General features: G+C 72.7%; 13 protein-coding genes. 5 read left to right on the top strand and 8 right to left on the bottom strand.

Annotated features, from left to right (window positions below; all coding sequences use genetic code 11):
* Nucleotides 1-34 precede the first annotated feature (34 nt).
* A complete protein-coding gene (locus ACFVXG_RS38620; RefSeq protein ID WP_387934698.1) occupies nt 35-589 on the top strand; it encodes a gluconokinase in 555 nt (184 codons plus the stop codon).
* Nucleotides 590-633: 44 nt separating this feature from the next.
* Nucleotides 634-1,986 carry a gluconate:H+ symporter gene (locus ACFVXG_RS38615; RefSeq protein ID WP_387934793.1) on the top strand — a complete coding sequence of 451 codons (1,353 nt, stop codon included), beginning with the start codon at nt 634-636 and terminating at the stop codon, nt 1,984-1,986.
* Between the two features lie 79 nt (nt 1,987-2,065).
* Here ACFVXG_RS38615 and ACFVXG_RS38610 read toward each other — a convergent pair whose 3' ends face one another.
* The 6 genes from ACFVXG_RS38610 to mmuM form a co-directional block, all read right to left on the bottom strand.
* On the bottom strand, nt 2,066-2,350 hold the full coding sequence (locus ACFVXG_RS38610; protein WP_387934696.1) for a hypothetical protein: 285 nt from the start codon (nt 2,348-2,350) through the stop codon (nt 2,066-2,068).
* Nucleotides 2,351-2,367: 17 nt separating this feature from the next.
* The gene (locus tag ACFVXG_RS38605; RefSeq protein ID WP_350508920.1) at nt 2,368-3,963 is read right to left on the bottom strand and encodes a glycerol-3-phosphate dehydrogenase/oxidase; all 1,596 of its coding nucleotides are present in this window, start codon (nt 3,961-3,963) and stop codon (nt 2,368-2,370) included.
* Nucleotides 3,964-4,137: 174 nt separating this feature from the next.
* Entirely contained in the window at nt 4,138-5,658 is a 1,521-nt protein-coding gene (gene glpK / locus ACFVXG_RS38600) for a glycerol kinase GlpK (protein WP_387934694.1), read from the bottom strand.
* Between the two features lie 114 nt (nt 5,659-5,772).
* On the bottom strand, nt 5,773-6,483 hold the full coding sequence (locus tag ACFVXG_RS38595) for an MIP/aquaporin family protein (protein WP_375892419.1): 711 nt from the start codon (nt 6,481-6,483) through the stop codon (nt 5,773-5,775).
* Nucleotides 6,484-6,791: 308 nt separating this feature from the next.
* Nucleotides 6,792-7,556: an IclR family transcriptional regulator gene (locus tag ACFVXG_RS38590; RefSeq protein ID WP_387934692.1), complete on the bottom strand. Its 765-nt coding sequence runs from the start codon at nt 7,554-7,556 to the stop codon at nt 6,792-6,794.
* 162 nt (nt 7,557-7,718) lie between these two features.
* Nucleotides 7,719-8,663: a homocysteine S-methyltransferase gene (gene mmuM, locus ACFVXG_RS38585; protein ID WP_387934690.1), complete on the bottom strand. Its 945-nt coding sequence runs from the start codon at nt 8,661-8,663 to the stop codon at nt 7,719-7,721.
* Between the two features lie 160 nt (nt 8,664-8,823).
* Between mmuM and ACFVXG_RS38580 the strand changes: the two genes are divergently transcribed.
* From ACFVXG_RS38580 to ACFVXG_RS38570, 3 genes are all read left to right on the top strand, one after another.
* Complete coding sequence (locus ACFVXG_RS38580) at nt 8,824-9,735, top strand: NUDIX domain-containing protein (RefSeq protein ID WP_387934688.1); 912 nt, start codon at nt 8,824-8,826, stop codon at nt 9,733-9,735.
* A gap of 85 nt (nt 9,736-9,820) precedes the next feature.
* A complete protein-coding gene (locus ACFVXG_RS38575) occupies nt 9,821-10,369 on the top strand; it encodes an NUDIX domain-containing protein (RefSeq protein ID WP_387934687.1) in 549 nt (182 codons plus the stop codon).
* A gap of 45 nt (nt 10,370-10,414) precedes the next feature.
* Entirely contained in the window at nt 10,415-12,517 is a 2,103-nt protein-coding gene (locus ACFVXG_RS38570) for an acetoacetate--CoA ligase (RefSeq protein ID WP_387934685.1), read from the top strand.
* Between the two features lie 88 nt (nt 12,518-12,605).
* Here ACFVXG_RS38570 and ptsP read toward each other — a convergent pair whose 3' ends face one another.
* Together ptsP and ACFVXG_RS38560 are read right to left on the bottom strand one after the other, a co-directional pair.
* On the bottom strand, nt 12,606-14,276 hold the full coding sequence (gene ptsP, locus ACFVXG_RS38565; protein WP_387934683.1) for a phosphoenolpyruvate--protein phosphotransferase: 1,671 nt from the start codon (nt 14,274-14,276) through the stop codon (nt 12,606-12,608).
* A 102-nt stretch (nt 14,277-14,378) separates the two neighbouring features.
* A complete protein-coding gene (locus ACFVXG_RS38560; RefSeq protein WP_387934682.1) occupies nt 14,379-14,828 on the bottom strand; it encodes a PTS glucose transporter subunit IIA in 450 nt (149 codons plus the stop codon).
* Between the last annotated feature and the right edge of the window lie 492 nt (nt 14,829-15,320).

Raw genomic sequence — 15,320 nt, 5'->3', positions numbered from 1 at the left:
GATAGTGGCGGCCTGCAACGAAGGAGCACCACCGATGGCTCTCAACGTCGAGAACCGCGCCCTCCCGGGCACCCCCCTCACCGTCGTGGTGATGGGCGTCTCCGGTGTCGGCAAGACCACCCTGGCCCGCCTCCTGGCCGACCGCCTCGACCTCCCCTTCGCCGAGGCGGACGAGTTCCACCCGCCGGCCAACATCGCCAAGATGTCCGCCGGCACCCCGCTGGACGACCAGGACCGTGCGCCCTGGCTGCGCGCCATCGGCGCCTGGCTCAAGGAGCACGCCGAGGCCGGCACCGGCGGCGTGGTCACCTGCTCGGCGTTGAAGCACGGCTACCGCGACATCCTGCGCGCGGACGCCCCGGACGCCTTCTTCCTGCACCTCAGCGGTGGTCACGAGCTGGTCGAGGACCGGCTCTCCCACCGCGCCGGCCACTTCATGCCGACGTCGCTGCTCGGATCCCAGTACGCCACCCTCGAGCCCCTGGGTGCGGACGAGCACGGCGCGGTCCTGGACGTGGGCCCGTCCCCCGAAGAACTCGTCGAGATGGCCGTGGCGCTGCTGCGGCCCGTCAATGGAGACCTCGCGTGAGCAACGCCCCCACCCTCCTCGCGGCGGCGGCCGCCCCACCGGCCCTGCCGCACACCGGCAGCGACTCCCAGCTGCTGATCGCGGTGCTGCTCAGCATCGGTGCGATCGTCGTGCTGATCACCAAGCTGAAGCTGCACCCGTTCCTCGCCCTCACGCTCGGCTCCGGCCTGCTGGCCGCCGTCGCGGGCGCCCCCTTCGACAAGCTGCTGAGCAGCTTCTCCACCGGCTTCGGCTCCACCGTGGCCAGCGTCGGCCTGCTGATCGGCCTGGGCGCGATGCTCGGCAAGCTGCTCGCGGACTCGGGCGGCGCCAACATCATCGCCGACACCGTGCTGTCCCGGACCGGCAACAAGGCGCTGCCGTGGGCGATGGCGCTGATCGCCGCCGTGCTCGGCCTGCCGCTGTTCTTCGAGGTCGGCGTGGTCCTGCTGATCCCGATCGTGCTGCTGGTCGCCCGCCGCGGCAACGTGCCGCTGATGCGGGTCGGCATCCCGGCCCTGGCCGGACTGTCGGTGCTGCACGGCCTGGTGCCCCCGCACCCGGGCCCGCTGGTCGCCGTCGACGCGCTGAAGGCAGACCTCGGCATCACCCTGGCGCTCGGCCTGCTGATCGCGATCCCGACCCTGATCGTGGCCGGCCCGCTGTTCGCCCGGGTGGCCGAGCGCTGGGTCGGCCCGCTGGAGCTCCCGGCCGCCACGGCCCCCGAGGAGACCGTCAAGCACGAGCGCACCCCGTCCTTCGGTGCGGTGCTGGCGACCATCCTGCTGCCGGTGGTGCTGATGCTCGGCAAGGCGCTGGCCGACGTGGTGATCGACGACCCGAAGGCGACCGGCCAGCGGGTCCTCGACTTCGTCGGCTCCCCGCTGATCGCCCTGCTCGCCGCGACCCTGCTCGGCATGCTGACCCTCGGCAAGGCGGCCGGCTTCGACAAGGCCCGGATCTCCGACACCGTCGGCAAGGCGCTCGGTCCGATCGCCGGCATCGTCTTCATCGTGGGCGCGGGCGGCGGCTTCAAGCAGACCCTGATCGACGTGGGCGTCGGCAACGCGGTGAGCGAGTGGTCCGGCAAGTGGCACATCTCGGCGCTGCTGCTGGGCTGGCTGATCGCTGTGCTGATCCGCCTGGCCACCGGCTCGGCGACGGTCGCCACCATCACCGCGGCCGGCATCGTCTCCCCGCTCGCCGCGAACATGTCCTCGACCCACGCGGCCCTGCTGGTGCTCGCGATCGGGGCCGGCTCGCTGTTCCTGTCGCACGTCAACGACGCCGGCTTCTGGCTGGTGAAGGAGTACTTCGGGATGAGCGTCGGGCAGACGCTGAAGTCCTGGTCGGTGATGGAGACGATCATCTCGGTCGTCGCGATCGCGCTGATCATGCCGCTGAGCCTGATCATCTAGCGCACCCACCCGCAGCACCGCCGAGGGGCGGCACCCGTACCGTACGGGTGCCGCCCCTCGGCGTTCCCGCCTGTTCCCGTCAGTGCCCCAGCAGCCCCGACAGCACCGCCGACGTCGCCGCCAGCAGCTCCTCGGCCGCCGCACCGCCCGCCGCCGTCCGGGCCAGCAGGCCCTCGCGCGCCGCCAGGATCACCACCGCCGCCTGCCCGGCGTCCGCCCCCGGGGGCACCAGCTCGGGCAGTGCCCGCTCCAGGACGTCCGCCAGCGCCCGCGCCACCGTCCGGTCCCGGCCAAACGCCGGGCGGGCGCCCGGGGAAACCCCGAACGCCCGCCCGCTGTACAGCAGTTGCTTACTTGGTCCCACGCTTGGTGAGGCTGTGCTTACTTGGTTCCACGCTTCGCGAGAAAGGCCTCGACCTCGTCCCGGATCTCCGGCGTGTCCAGCCCGCGCACCGTCATGGTGGTGCGGCGCCGCAGCACGTCGTCCGCGGTGTACGCCCACTCGTTCTCGGCCGCGTAGGCGACCTGCGCCCAGACGTCCGGGCCGTCCTCGTGGATCGGCCGGCCGAGCTCCGGGTTCTCGTCGATCATGCGGGCGATGTCGAAGGAGAGCGTGCCGTAGTGGCTGGCCAGGTGCTTGGCGACCAGCGGCTCCATCCGGGAGCCCGGCTCGCGGTCGATCAGCAGGCGGTGCGCGACGGCGTTCGGCGCGCCGACGCCCGGCAGCGGGACGGTCGGGGCGATCGGGGACATGTCCTCGGCGAGGCCGGTGCCGGGCACGTGGGCCAGCTTCTCCAGCACGGCGCGGCCGATGTGCCGGTAGGTGGTCCACTTGCCGCCGGAGACCGACAGCATGCCGCCGCGGCCCTCGGTGACGACGGTCTCGCGCTTGGCGGCGGCGGTGTCGCCGGGGCCGCCGGGGAGCACGCGCAGGCCCGCGAAGGAGTAGGTGATCAGGTCGCGGTCGAGGTGCTCGTCGCGGATCGCGTGCGCGGCCTCGCCCATGATCTGGTCGATGTCCGCGTCGGTGGCCCGGACGTCCTTCGGGTCGCCGGTGTACTCCTCGTCGGTGGTGCCGAGGAGGACGTGGTCCTCCCACGGGATGGCGAAGGAGACGCGGTACTTGTCGATCGGGATGGTCAGCGCGGCGCGCCACGGCGAGCGGCGCTTGACGACGACGTGGGCACCCTTGGAGAGGCGGATCGACGGCGCGGCGCCGGCGTCCTCCATCTTGCGCAGGTGGTCGACCCACGGGCCGGTGGCGTTGAGCACCAGACGGGCGTTCACGCCGAACTCGCTGCCGTCCAGGCGGTCGCGCAGCTCGGCGCCGGTGACCCGGCTGCCGGTGAAGCGCAGGCCGGTGACCTCGGCGTGGTTGAGCACCACGGCGCCGGCGTCGACGGCGGCGCGCACGGTCATCACCGCGACGCGCGAGTCGTTCATCTGGTGGTCGCCGTAGACGGCCACCGAGCGCAGGCCCTCGGTGCGCAGCGCGGGCACCTGCTGGGCGGCGTGGGCGGCGGTGGAGACCCGGCCCATGCCGTCGCGGAAGGCGGACAGCGCCGAGTACAGGAACACGCCAGCGCCGAGCTTGGCCGCGCCGTGCGGGCCGCCCTTGTAGACCGGCACGAAGAAGGTCAGCGGGTTGACCAGGTGCGGGGCCACGTCGGTGGAGAGCGCGCGGCGCTCCTTGTGGTTCTCGGCGACCAGCTTGACCGCGCCGGTCTGCAGGTAGCGCAGACCGCCGTGGACGAGCTTGGAGGAGGCGCTGGAGGTGGCACCGGCGAAGTCGCCGGCGTCGACCATGGCGACCTTCAGGCCGGCCTGGGACGCGGTCCAGGCGACGGCCGTGCCGAGGATGCCGCCCCCGATCACCAGCAGGTCGTAGGTGGCCTTGCCGAGCAGTTCACGGGTCTCGGCGCGGGAGGCGGTGCGGCCGGCGGTGCGCTCGGCGCCCAGGGTCGGGATGGTTGCCATGGTGGTTGTGTACGGCGCGCTGTTCCGGCTGCGCCGTTACTCCTCTCGGGTGCGGTACGGCCTCTGCTGGAGAGGCCGGTCGGCCCGGTGCGGCGGGCCGGTGAAACACGGTGTCGCCCGGTGCCGGAACACCGGGCGGCCGACCGGGGCGCGGGGCCCCGGCCGGCTGGTCGGTCAGTTGGTCTCTTCCTCCTCCACCCAGCCCATGGTGCGCTCCACGGCCTTGAGCCACTTCTTGTACTCGCGCTCCCGGGTGGCCTCGTCCATGCGCGGGGTCCACTCGGCGGCGCGGTGCCAGTTGGCCCGCAGGGTGTCGAGGTCGTTCCAGAAGCCGACGGCGAGACCGGCCGCGTAGGCGGCGCCGAGGGCGGTGGTCTCGGCCACGTACGGGCGCTCGACCGGGGCGTCCAGGACGTCGGCGATGTTCTGCATGAGCAGGTTGTTGCTGGTCATGCCGCCGTCGACCTTGAGGGCGGTGAGCTCGACCCCGGAGTCCTTCTGCATGGCGTCGACGACCTCGCGGGTCTGCCAGGCGGTGGCCTCCAGGACGGCCCGGGCCAGGTGGCCCTTGGTGACGTACCGGGTCAGACCGGCGATCACACCGCGGGCGTCGGAGCGCCAGTACGGGGCGAACAGGCCGGAGAAGGCCGGGACGAAGTAGGCGCCGCCGTTGTCCTCGACGGTGTTGGCGAGGGTCTCGATCTCGGCGGCGGTGGAGATGATGCCGAGCTGGTCGCGCAGCCACTGGACGAGCGAGCCGGTGACGGCGATGGAGCCTTCCAGCGCGTACACCGGGGCCTGGTCGCCGATCCGGTAGCCGACCGTGGTCAGCAGGCCGTGGTACGAGTTGACGATCTTCTCGCCGGTGTTCAGCAGCAGGAAGGTGCCGGTGCCGTAGGTGGACTTGGCCTCGCCCTCGTTGAAGCAGGTCTGGCCGAACAGCGCGGCCTGCTGGTCGCCGAGCGCGGCGGCGACCGGGACGCCGGCCAGGTCGCCGACGGCCTCGCCGTAGACCTCGGCGGAGGAGCGGATCTCCGGGAGGACGGCCAGCGGCACGCCCATCGAGTCGGCGATCTTCTCGTCCCAGGCCAGGGTGTTCAGGTTCATCAGCATGGTGCGGCTGGCGTTGGTCACGTCGGTGACGTGCTTGCCGCCGTTCACACCGCCGGTGAGGTTCCAGATCACCCAGGTGTCCATGGTGCCGAACAGGATGTCGCCGGCCTCGGCGCGCTCGCGCAGGCCCTCGACGTTGTCCAGCAGCCAGCGGATCTTCGGGCCGGCGAAGTAGCTGGCCAGCGGGAGGCCGGTCTCGCGGCGGAAGCGGTCCTGGCCGACGTTGCGGCCCAGCTCGCGGCAGAGCGCCTCGGTGCGGGTGTCCTGCCACACCAGCGCGTTGTGCACCGGCTCACCGGTGTTCTTGTCCCACAGGACGGTGGTCTCGCGCTGGTTGGTGATGCCGATCGCGCGGATGTCGTCCTTGGTCAGGCCGGCCTTCTCCAGCGCACCGCGGACGACCGACTGCACCCGGGTCCAGATCTCGGCGGCGTCGTGCTCGACGTAGCCGGGCTGGGGGAAGATCTGCCGGTGCTCCTGCTGGTCGACGGAGACGATCCGGCCGTCGGCGCCGAAGATGATGCAGCGGCTGGAGGTGGTGCCCTGGTCGATCGCGGCGATGTAGTTGCCAGTGGAGGTCATGTGGAGGGTCCTCGGCTCAAGTTCGGGGGTTACGGGGTGGGTGGGCCTGACACGGACGTTCGGTAGCCGTACGTCCGGTCAGTCCCCGTGGCTCGGTGGTTTCCGACCGGGCCTTTAGAACAGGGCGTTGTAGACGCCGCCGGCCGCGAGGCCGCCCAGGATCGGACCGACGACCGGGATCCAGGCGTAGGACCAGTCGGAGCCGCCCTTGTTGGGGATCGGCAGGAAGGTGTGGGCGATGCGCGGGCCGAGGTCACGGGCCGGGTTGATCGCGTAACCGGTCGGGCCACCGAGGGAGAGGCCGATGCCGACGACGGTGAGGGCGACGATCAGGGTGCCCATGCCGCTGTCACCCAGGCCCTTGGTGGTGCCGAGGGTGAGGATCGCCATGCAGAGCACGAAGGTGCCGATGACCTCGGTGATCACGTTCTGGAGCGGGTTCCGGATCTCGGGCCCGGTCGAGAAGATGCCGAGGGTGGGCTCCTTGTTGGCCTGGAACTGGCCGAGGTAGGCGAGCCAGACCATGACGGCGCCGATGATCGCACCGAGCAGCTGGGAGCCGATGTAGAGCGGCACCTGGCTCCATTCGCCGGTCTTGACGGCGATGGCGATGGTGACGGCCGGGTTGAGGTGGGCACCGGACTTGGCACCGGTCATGTAGGCGGCGATGAGGACCGCGAAGCCCCAGCCGAAGGTGATCGCCAGCCAGCCGGCGTTGAAGGCCTTCGACTTCTTGAGGGTCACGGCGGCGCAGACGCCGCCGCCGAGGAGTATCAGGGCGGCGGTGCCGAGGGTTTCGCCGACGAAGACGTCGCCGTTGGAGATGGCGGACACAAAGACTCCCTTGTCATGGCCCGAAGTGCGGGTGGGGGCAGGTGGCCGGTGGATCCCTGTGCGGGTGAGCGCGCTGTGGGAGTGATCTTCCCGGCCATCGTTCGACAATGTCGACCGTCATGCGGAAGCTTCCTCCCCAGGTCGGCCCCGCGTCAAGGCGGGGTTACGCAGCTGTGACCCTTCCCTCGGAAGGTCCCCCGAAGTTACCCAGCGGAGCGCCCCGAATCGGGGCAAAACGCCAAGGCGCGGACAGGCTCACCGCCCGTCCGCGCCTCAGCGTGACGAATCGACCGCGTTGCTCAGAACCGCCCGGCGCCCAGGTCGCGGGAGATCGCCCGCGCCGCGCTGCGCACCGAGGCCACCAGCGAGGGCTTCACGAAGCCGTCCTCGCAGACCCGTTCCACCGGCCCGTTGATGCACACCGCGCCCACCGGGTTGCGCCGGCGGTCCTGGATCAGCGCGGCGATCGAGGCCACGCCCTCCCAGGTCTCCTCGATCGAGTCCGCCCAGCCGCGCTCGCGGATCAGCGCGCACTCGGCGTCCAGGTCGCTCGCCTCGGTCAACGTCCGCACGGTGTACGACTCGTACGGCCCGTCGCCCAACTCCCCGCGCGCGACCGGGTCGTAGGCCACCAGCACCTTGCCGATCGCGGTGCTGTGCAGCGGCTGCATCGAACCGACCTCCAGCACTTGCCGGGTGTCGTCGGGCCGGAACACGTGGTGCACGATCAGCACGCCCTGCTGGTGCAGCACCCCCAGGTAGACGGTCTCGCCGGCCGCCCTGGCCAGGTCGTCCGCCCACACCAGCGCCCGCGCGCGCAGCTCGTGCACGTCCAGGTAGCTCTGCCCCAGCCGCAGCAGCTCGGCGCCCAGCTGGTACTTCCCGCTCTCCGGGTCCTGCTCGACGAAGCCCTCCTGCTGCAGCGTGCGCAGGATGCCGTGCGCGGTGCCCTTGGCCAGGTCCAGCGCCGTCGCGACCTCGGACAGCCCCAGGCGGCGCTCGCCGCCGGCCAGCAGGCGCATGATCGCGGCGGCCCGGGAGAGCGACTGGATCGGGCCGGGCATGGATACCTCCGGGCGACAGGCGGTCGACATTGTCGACCGCAGTGGTGACGGGACGAGTCTGCCAGGCCGCCGTCCGTCCGTGCACCTTCCCCCTCGGTAACCCGCACTCAGCCGGGTGTTAACCTTCCGCGCCGCCGACGCCGGTCCTCCTGGTCGGGCGCCTCAGCCGTCCGCCCCGCTCAGCACCCCGCGCCGTACGCTCACCTCCGCCGCCAGCGCGGCGATCCCGTCGGTGCCGACCCGGCAGCAGCCGCCGACCAGCCGGGCGCCGTCCGCCAGCCAGCCGCCCACCCGGGCGGAGCGGAAGGTCGACTCCCCGCGCCAGTCCCGGCGGTCCGGATCCCAGTTCTCCCCGCTGTTCGGGTAGACCACCACCGGCTTCCCGGTCACCTCGGCGGCCACCGCCACCGCCAGGTCCGCGTCCTGCGGGGTGCAGCAGTTGACGCCCACCGCCAGCACCTCGTCCACCTCGGCGGCCAGCGCGAACGCCTCGGCCAGCGGCTGCCCGGCCCTGGTCCGGCCGTCCGCCACGCTGTACGACAGCCAGGCCGGCACCCCCAGTCCGCGCACCAGCTCCAGCAGCGCCCGGGCCTCGTCCACGTCCGGCACCGTCTCCAGCGCCAGCACGTCCGGCCGGGCCGCCGCCAGCACCTCCAGCCGCGGCCGGTGGAACGCCACCAGCTCCGCGTGGTCCAGCCCGTACCGGCCGCGGTACTCCGAACCGTCCGCCAGCACCGCCCCGTACGGGCCGACCGAGGCCGCCACCCAGCGCCGCCGCCCGCCCGGCTCGGCCCGCGCCGCCTCCCGGGCCAGCTCCACGCTGCTCGCCAGCAGCCGGGCCGCCGCCGCGTGCCCCACCCCGCGCCGGGCGAAGCCCTCGAAGCTCGCCTGGTAGCTCGCCGTGATGGCGACCTCGGCCCCGGCCGCGAAGTACGCCCGGTGCGCCGAGACCACCGCCTCCGGGTCGTCCGCGAGCAACCGCGCCGACCACAGCGCGTCCGACAGGTCGTGCCCGGCGGAGACCAACTGGTTGGACAGCCCGCCGTCCAGGACCAGCGGGCCGGCCGCCAGCGCGGCGGCGAAGTCCGGCGGGGCAGCAGTGGGCATCTCGGCCTCCTCGGGCGCGGTCGTTCCTGGTCACAGCCTAGAAGGCGGAGACCTCCGATGACCCGGAAAACCGTTTGCCGCCGGGGAACGAAGTCGTTACGTTGTGCTCATCCCGAGAACGACAGCACCAAGTGCCCCAGGGCGCGGAGAGGAGCCGGCGATGGCAGCGGACGACGCGTCCCCCCAACCCGCCGCCGGGCCCACGGCCGAGCAGCAGTGGCTCGCCGCGTACGACCCGCGCGCCTACGCCCCGATCGCCGTCACCGTCGACGTGGTGGCACTGACACTGCGGCACGGCCGGCTGCACGTGCTCCTGGTCGAACGCGGCGCCCCGCCCTACCAGGGCTGCTGGGCGCTGCCCGGCGGCTTCCTGCGAGCGGGGGAGGAGGGCCTCGACGAGGCCGCCGCCCGCGAACTCGCCGAGGAGACGGGCCTGCAGGGCGTCTCCGAGGCCGAGGCCGCGCTCTGCCGCCTGCACCTCGAACAGCTCGGCACCTACGGCGCCCCCGAGCGGGATCCGCGGATGCACGTCGTCTCCGTCGCCTACCTGGCCTTCGCCCCGGACCTGCCCGACCCGCAGGCCGGAACGGACGCCGCGGCCGCCGCCTGGCACCCGGTGGCCGACCTCGACCCGGCCCCGCGGTCCCTCGACCGCGCCAAAGCCGCCGGTGTGCCCGCCGACACCCACGGGGGTGGCGTCGACGGGCACACCGGCCCCCGGCCGGTCGCACCGCACCCGATCCGGCTGGCCTTCGACCACGCCCGCATCCTGGCCGACGGCCTCGACCGGGTGCGCGCCAAGCTGGAGTACAGCCCGCTCGCCACCGCCTTCCTGCCCTACGACTTCACCATCCCCGACCTCCGCGCCGTCTACGAGGCCGTCTGGGACGAGAAGCTCCACCCCGGCAACTTCCACCGCAAGGTGCTCTCCGTCCCCGGCTTCGTCGAGAGCACCGGCTCCACCACCGAGCGCGGCGGCGCCCGCGGCGGCCCCCGCGCCCGCACCTACCACGCGGGCGACGCCCAGCTGCTGCACCCCGCACTGCTCCGCCCGGCCCGCGAGGACGGCTAGGGCCTCTCTTTCGGAGAGGCCCTTGGGCCTCGAAGCATCCGGCACCGACGACCGGCCCCGCTGAGCACCGGGCTACCATCCGCCCATGACCACCGACGAAGCGACCCGCACCACCCACCGGCCGTTCTCCCACTGCCACTTCTGCGGCACGCCGTACCCGCCCGGCACCGACAGCTGGCCCCGCACCTGCCCCGGCTGCGCCGAGATCAGCTACCGCAACCCGCTCCCCGTCGCCGTCACCGTCCTGCCCGTCACCCGCCCCGACGCCGACCCGGCCCTGGTCGTCATCCGCCGCACCATCGAACCCGGCTACGGCGAACTCGCCTTCCCCGGCGGCTACATGGACTTCGGCGAGAGCTGGCAGCAGGCCTGCGTGCGCGAACTCGCCGAGGAGACCGGCATCCTGGCCGACGCCGCCGACGTCCGCCTGATCCACACCGCCTCCGACCCCAACGGCCGCTTCGTCATGCTCTGCGGACTGCTCCCCGCCCGCCCGCTCGCCGAGCTCCCGCCCTCGCTCCCCACCGACGAGACCGAGGGCTGGCTGCTCGCCACCGCCGACACCGCGCTCGTCTGGGACTTCCACAACGGCATCCTGCGCCGCTGGTTCGACGGCGAGTTCGACCCCCGCTGACCGGCCCCGGCCCCACCGGCCGACCCTGGCGCAGCGGCCGCTCACATGGCATGGTCTGCACCGACAGCCCAACCGGACGGGTTGGCCACGAGCTCACCCGTCCCGACCACCGGCCGGGAGACCACCACCGTGAGCACCCCTTCCCAGGACCAGCCGCTCTGGCGCCCCAACCCCGCTCGCGCCGCCGCCACCAGTCTGGTCGCCTTCCAGGCCTGGGCCGCCGAACACCACGGCGCCCCGGCCGCCCCGCTCGCCCCGGCCGCCGACGACCAGCAGGCCGCCCAGCGCTACGCGGACCTGCACGCCTGGTCCACCGCCGACCTCGACCGCTTCTGGACGGCGGTGACGCAGTGGTTCGACGTCCGCTTCACCGAAGCCCCCGAGGCCGTCCTCGCCGACCGGGCGATGCCCGGCGCCCGCTGGTTCCCCGGCGCCCGCCTCAACTACGCCGAGCACGCCCTGCGCGCCGCGGAGGATCCTGCCAACGCCGACCGCCCGGCGATCCTCCACCTGGACGAGACCACCGAGCAGCCGGCCGTCCTCACCTGGTCCGAGCTGCGCCGCCAGGTCGGCTCCCTGGCCGCCGCCCTGCGCGCCCGCGGCGTCGGACCCGGCGACCGGGTCAGCGCCTACCTGCCCAACATCCCGCAGGCCGCCGTCGCCCTGCTCGCCACCGCCGCCGTCGGCGCCGTCTGGACCAGCTGCGCCCCCGACTTCGGCGCCCGCAGCGTCCTCGACCGCCTCCAGCAGATCGAACCCGCGGTCCTCTTCGCCGTCGACGGCTACCACTACGGCGGCAAGGACCACGACCGCACCGAGGTCGTCGCCGAGCTGCGCCGCGAACTCCCCAGCCTGCACACCGTGGTGCACGTGCCGCTGCTCGGCGCCCCGGCCCCCGAGGGCGCCCTCCAGTGGGACGACCTGGTGGCCGACGACGTGGAGCCGGTGTTCGAGCCCGTCCCCTTCGACCACCCGCTCTGGGTCCTCTACTCCTCCGGCACCACCGGCCTGCCCAAGGCCATCATCCAGAGCCAGGGCGGCATCCTGCTCGAACACCTCAAGCAGGCCGGCCTCCACCTTGACCTCGGCCCCCGGGACCGCTTCCTCTGGTACACCTCCACCGGCTGGATGATGTGGAACTTCCTGCTGGCCGGCCTCCTGGTCGGGGCCACGATCGTGACCTACGACGGCAGCCCGGGCCACCCCGACACCGGCGCCCTGTGGTCCGTCGCCGCCCGCACCGGCGCCACCGTCCTCGGCACCTCCGCCGCGTACGTCATCGCCAGCCGCAAGGCCGAGCTCCACCCCGGCCGCGAACTCGACCTCTCCGCCGTCCGCTGCATCGGCACCACCGGCTCCCCGCTCCCGCCCGACGGCTTCCGCTGGATCTACGACGAGGTCAAGCAGGACGTCTGGCTCGCCTCGGTCAGCGGCGGCACCGACGTCTGCTCCTGCTTCGTCGGCGGCGTCCCCACCCTGCCGGTGTACCTCGGCGAGATCCAGGCCCCCTGCCTGGGCGCCGCCGTCGAGTCCTGGGACGTCCAGGGCCACCCGCACACCGACACCGTCGGCGAACTCGTCGTCACCGCGCCCATCCCGTCGATGCCCACCGGCTTCTGGAACGACCCCGAGGGCACCCGGTACCACGACAGCTACTTCGACACCTACCCCGGCATCTGGCGCCACGGCGACTGGATCACCGTCACCTCCCGGGGCACCGTCGTCATCCACGGCCGCTCCGACTCCACCCTCAACCGCCAGGGCGTCCGGATGGGCTCCTCGGACATCTACGAGGTGGTCGAGCGCCTCCCCGAGATCGCCGAATCCCTGGTCATCGGCCTGGAGGAGCCCGACGGCGGCTACTGGATGCCGCTGTTCGTCGTCCTCGCCCCCGGCGCCGAACTCGACCAGGACCTCATCGGCCGCATCCGCACCTCGCTGCGCACCGAGCTCTCCCCGCGCCACGTCCCGGACGAGGTGATCGCCGTCCGCGGCCTGCCGCACACCCTCACCGGCAAGCGCATCGAGGTCCCGGTCAAGCGGATCCTCTCCGGCACCCCGCTGGAGCAGGCCGTCAACCCCGGCTCCGTCGACAACCTCGACCACCTGCGCTTCTTCGAGCAGCTCCGGGTCGACCGCCAGGCCTGACCGGCCCGCAGAACGCCGAAGGGGCGCCCCCACCGGGTGTGGTGGGGGCGCCCCTTCGCGGCTACCGCTTGCCTACTCGCCTACTGGCCTACTCGCCGGAGAGCACCTGCTGGGCGGCGGCCCGCGCCTCCTCGGCGCTGTCCGCGGCCCGGGCCGCCTCGGCCGCCCGGCGGCACTGCGCCAGCGTGTACTTCGCCAGGGTGCTCCGCACGTACGGGATCGAGGCCGAGCCCATGGAGAGGCTGGTGACGCCCAGACCGGTCAGCACCACGGCCAGCAGCGGGTCCGAGGCCGCCTCGCCGCAGACGCCGCAGCTCTTGCCGACCGCCTGCGCCGCCTCGGCGGCAGCGGCGACCAGGTCCAGCAGGGCGGGCTGCCACGGGTCCTGCAGCCGGGCCAGCGCACCGACCTGGCGGTCGGCGGCGAAGGTGTACTGGGCGAGGTCGTTGGTCCCCAGCGACAGGAACTCGACCTCCTGGAGGATCGACCGGGCGCGCAGCGCGGCCGACGGGATCTCCACCATCGCACCGAACTTCGCGACCAGGCCGGCCTCGCGGCACGCGGCCGCGAAGTCCGCGGCGTCCTTGCGGTCGGCCACCATCGGGGCCATCACCTCGAGGTGCACGGGCAGGCCCTCGGCCGCCGTGGCCAGCGCCCGCAGCTGGGTGCGCAGCACCTCGGGGTGCTCCAGCAGGGTGCGCAGACCGCGCACGCCCAGCGCCGGGTTCGGCTCGTCGGCCGGGGTCAGGAAGTCCAGCGGCTTGTCGGCGCCCGCGTCCAGCACCCGGACCACGACCCGGCCCTCCGGGAAGGCCTCCAGCACCTTGCGGTACGCCTCGACCTGCTTCTCCTCGGAGGGAGCCTTCGCCGAGTCGTCCAGGAACAGGAACTCGGTACGGAACAGGCCGACGCCCTCCGCACCGTTCTCCAGCGCGGCCGGCACGTCCGCCGGGCCGCCGACGTTGGCCAGCAGCGGCACCCGGTGCCCGTCCGAGGTCCGCCCCGGGCCGGAGGAGGAGGCCAGCGCGGCCTTGCGCTCGGCCGCGATCGCCCGCAGCTCGTCCTGCTTCTCCTGCGAGGGGTCCAGCAGCACGTCGCCCGAGCTGCCGTCCACCGCGACGACGGTGCCCTCGGCGACGTCCGTCGCCCCCGGCAGCGCGACCACGGCCGGCACGCCCAGGGCCCGCGCCAGGATGGCGCTGTGGCTGGTCGGCCCGCCCTCCTCGGTCACGAAGCCGAGCACCAGCGTCGGGTCCAGCAGCGCGGTGTCGGCCGGCGCGAGGTCCCGCGCGAACAGCACGTACGGCTCGTCGCTGTCCGGCACGCCCGGCATCGGCACGCCCAGCAGGCGCGCCACGATGCGGTTGCGCACGTCGTCCAGGTCGGCGACGCGCCCGGCCAGGTACTCCCCGGCGGAGGCCAGCAGCGCACGGTACGCCGCGAAGGCGTCGTACACGCCGCGCTCGGCACTGCTGCCGACGGCGATCCGGCGGGACACGTCGGCCATCAGCTCGGGGTCCTGCGCCATCAGCGCCTGGGCCTCCAGCACGGCCTGCGCCTCGCCGCCGGCCAGGTTGCCGCGCGCGATCAGGTCGGCGGCGACGGCCTCGACGGCCGCCTGGGCGCGAGCCTGCTCGCGCGGGGCGTCCTCGGTCGGGATCTGGGTGGTCGGGGGCTCCAGCACCGCCGTGCCCATGTGCCGCACCTGGCCGATCGCGACCCCGTGGCTGACACCCACGCCGCGCAGTGTCTTCTCCATGTACCTAATCTCCGCTGAGAGGAGCGGCCCCGCCGGGAACCGCTGAGTGCCGGGTCGCCCCGTCAACTCCTGCGGGGCGGGTGTGTGTCGGTGGTTGAGGGGTCAGCTCCAGCTGAACAGCTCGTCGCCCGCCTGGACCTTGCCGGACTCGACCAGGCCACCCAGCGAGTCGGGGGCGGCCTCCAGCGCCACGATCGGCGAGATCGGCGACTTGCCCGCGGCCTCGACCGCGGCCGGGTCCCACCGGATGACGGCCTGACCGCGGGTCACCGTGTCGCCCTTGTTGACGAGCAGCTCGAAGCCCTCGCCGTTCAGCTGCACCGTGTCGATCCCGAGGTGGGTCAGCACACCGTGCCCGTCCGCGTCCACCACCACGAAGGCGTGCGGGTGCATGGAGACGACGACGCCGTCCACCGGAGCGACCGCCTCGGTGGGCTCGCGAACCGGGTCGATCGCGGTGCCCGGGCCGACCATCGCACCCGAGAACACCGGATCCGGCACGCCGGCGAGCCCGACGACCTGCCCGGTCAGCGGCGACGTCACAGTGGTCATGGTTGTGCCTCCCAAGTGCGCATTTCAGCGAGCGGCCGCGAGGTGCGGCACACGATCAACTGAAGCCTAAATCATGTCAACTTCGGACATCTGTCGACATTCCCGGGCGAAGACCCACGCCCCCGCCTGTCTACCGACCGGCGTCACATCGACTCGCGACTGGTCTAGTCCTCTTGGTCGATGCGCCGCACTCTACAGGCATCTTGGCGAATCAGGACCATTGCTGTATATGCTCGCGAGAGCAACAAATCATGCCGCCGTCCGAGTGACCCCGAGCGCGCCTCGATTCGCACTCCGGCTGGCGACCCGCTATGGTTGGTCGAGTCGCCACAACTTGGCGGTTAACACCAGATTTCAGATGCGAAAAGCCCCGGTAAACGGAGCAGAAAACATCTGGTAAGCTGGAAACACGAAAGAACGAAGCGCCCGGAGGGCCCGCTGGAAGGCGGTCCGAAGGAAGCGTCCGTTCCTTGAGAACTCAACAGCGTGCCA

This window comes from Kitasatospora sp. NPDC058162, assembly GCF_042884005.1.
In the GTDB taxonomy this organism is placed as follows: domain Bacteria; phylum Actinomycetota; class Actinomycetes; order Streptomycetales; family Streptomycetaceae; genus Kitasatospora.
Note: the sequence above shows the minus strand (reverse complement) of the source record. Positions and strands in the feature narration are given on the sequence as shown.

What these genes read in the sequence shown, in the direction of transcription:
- ACFVXG_RS38620 (WP_387934698.1), top strand. Translation starts at nt 35, where the DNA reads ATGGCTCTCAACGTCGAGAACCGCGCCCTCCCGGGCACCCCCCTCACC.
- ACFVXG_RS38605 (WP_350508920.1), bottom strand. Translation starts at nt 3,963, where the DNA reads ATGGCAACCATCCCGACCCTGGGCGCCGAGCGCACCGCCGGCCGCACC.
- glpK (WP_387934694.1), bottom strand. Translation starts at nt 5,658, where the DNA reads ATGACCTCCACTGGCAACTACATCGCCGCGATCGACCAGGGCACCACC.
- ACFVXG_RS38590 (WP_387934692.1), bottom strand. Translation starts at nt 7,556, where the DNA reads ATGCCCGGCCCGATCCAGTCGCTCTCCCGGGCCGCCGCGATCATGCGC.
- mmuM (WP_387934690.1), bottom strand. Translation starts at nt 8,663, where the DNA reads ATGCCCACTGCTGCCCCGCCGGACTTCGCCGCCGCGCTGGCGGCCGGC.
- ACFVXG_RS38580 (WP_387934688.1), top strand. Translation starts at nt 8,824, where the DNA reads ATGGCAGCGGACGACGCGTCCCCCCAACCCGCCGCCGGGCCCACGGCC.
- ACFVXG_RS38575 (WP_387934687.1), top strand. Translation starts at nt 9,821, where the DNA reads ATGACCACCGACGAAGCGACCCGCACCACCCACCGGCCGTTCTCCCAC.
- ACFVXG_RS38570 (WP_387934685.1), top strand. Translation starts at nt 10,415, where the DNA reads ATGGCATGGTCTGCACCGACAGCCCAACCGGACGGGTTGGCCACGAGC.
- ptsP (WP_387934683.1), bottom strand. Translation starts at nt 14,276, where the DNA reads ATGGAGAAGACACTGCGCGGCGTGGGTGTCAGCCACGGGGTCGCGATC.
- ACFVXG_RS38560 (WP_387934682.1), bottom strand. Translation starts at nt 14,828, where the DNA reads ATGACCACTGTGACGTCGCCGCTGACCGGGCAGGTCGTCGGGCTCGCC.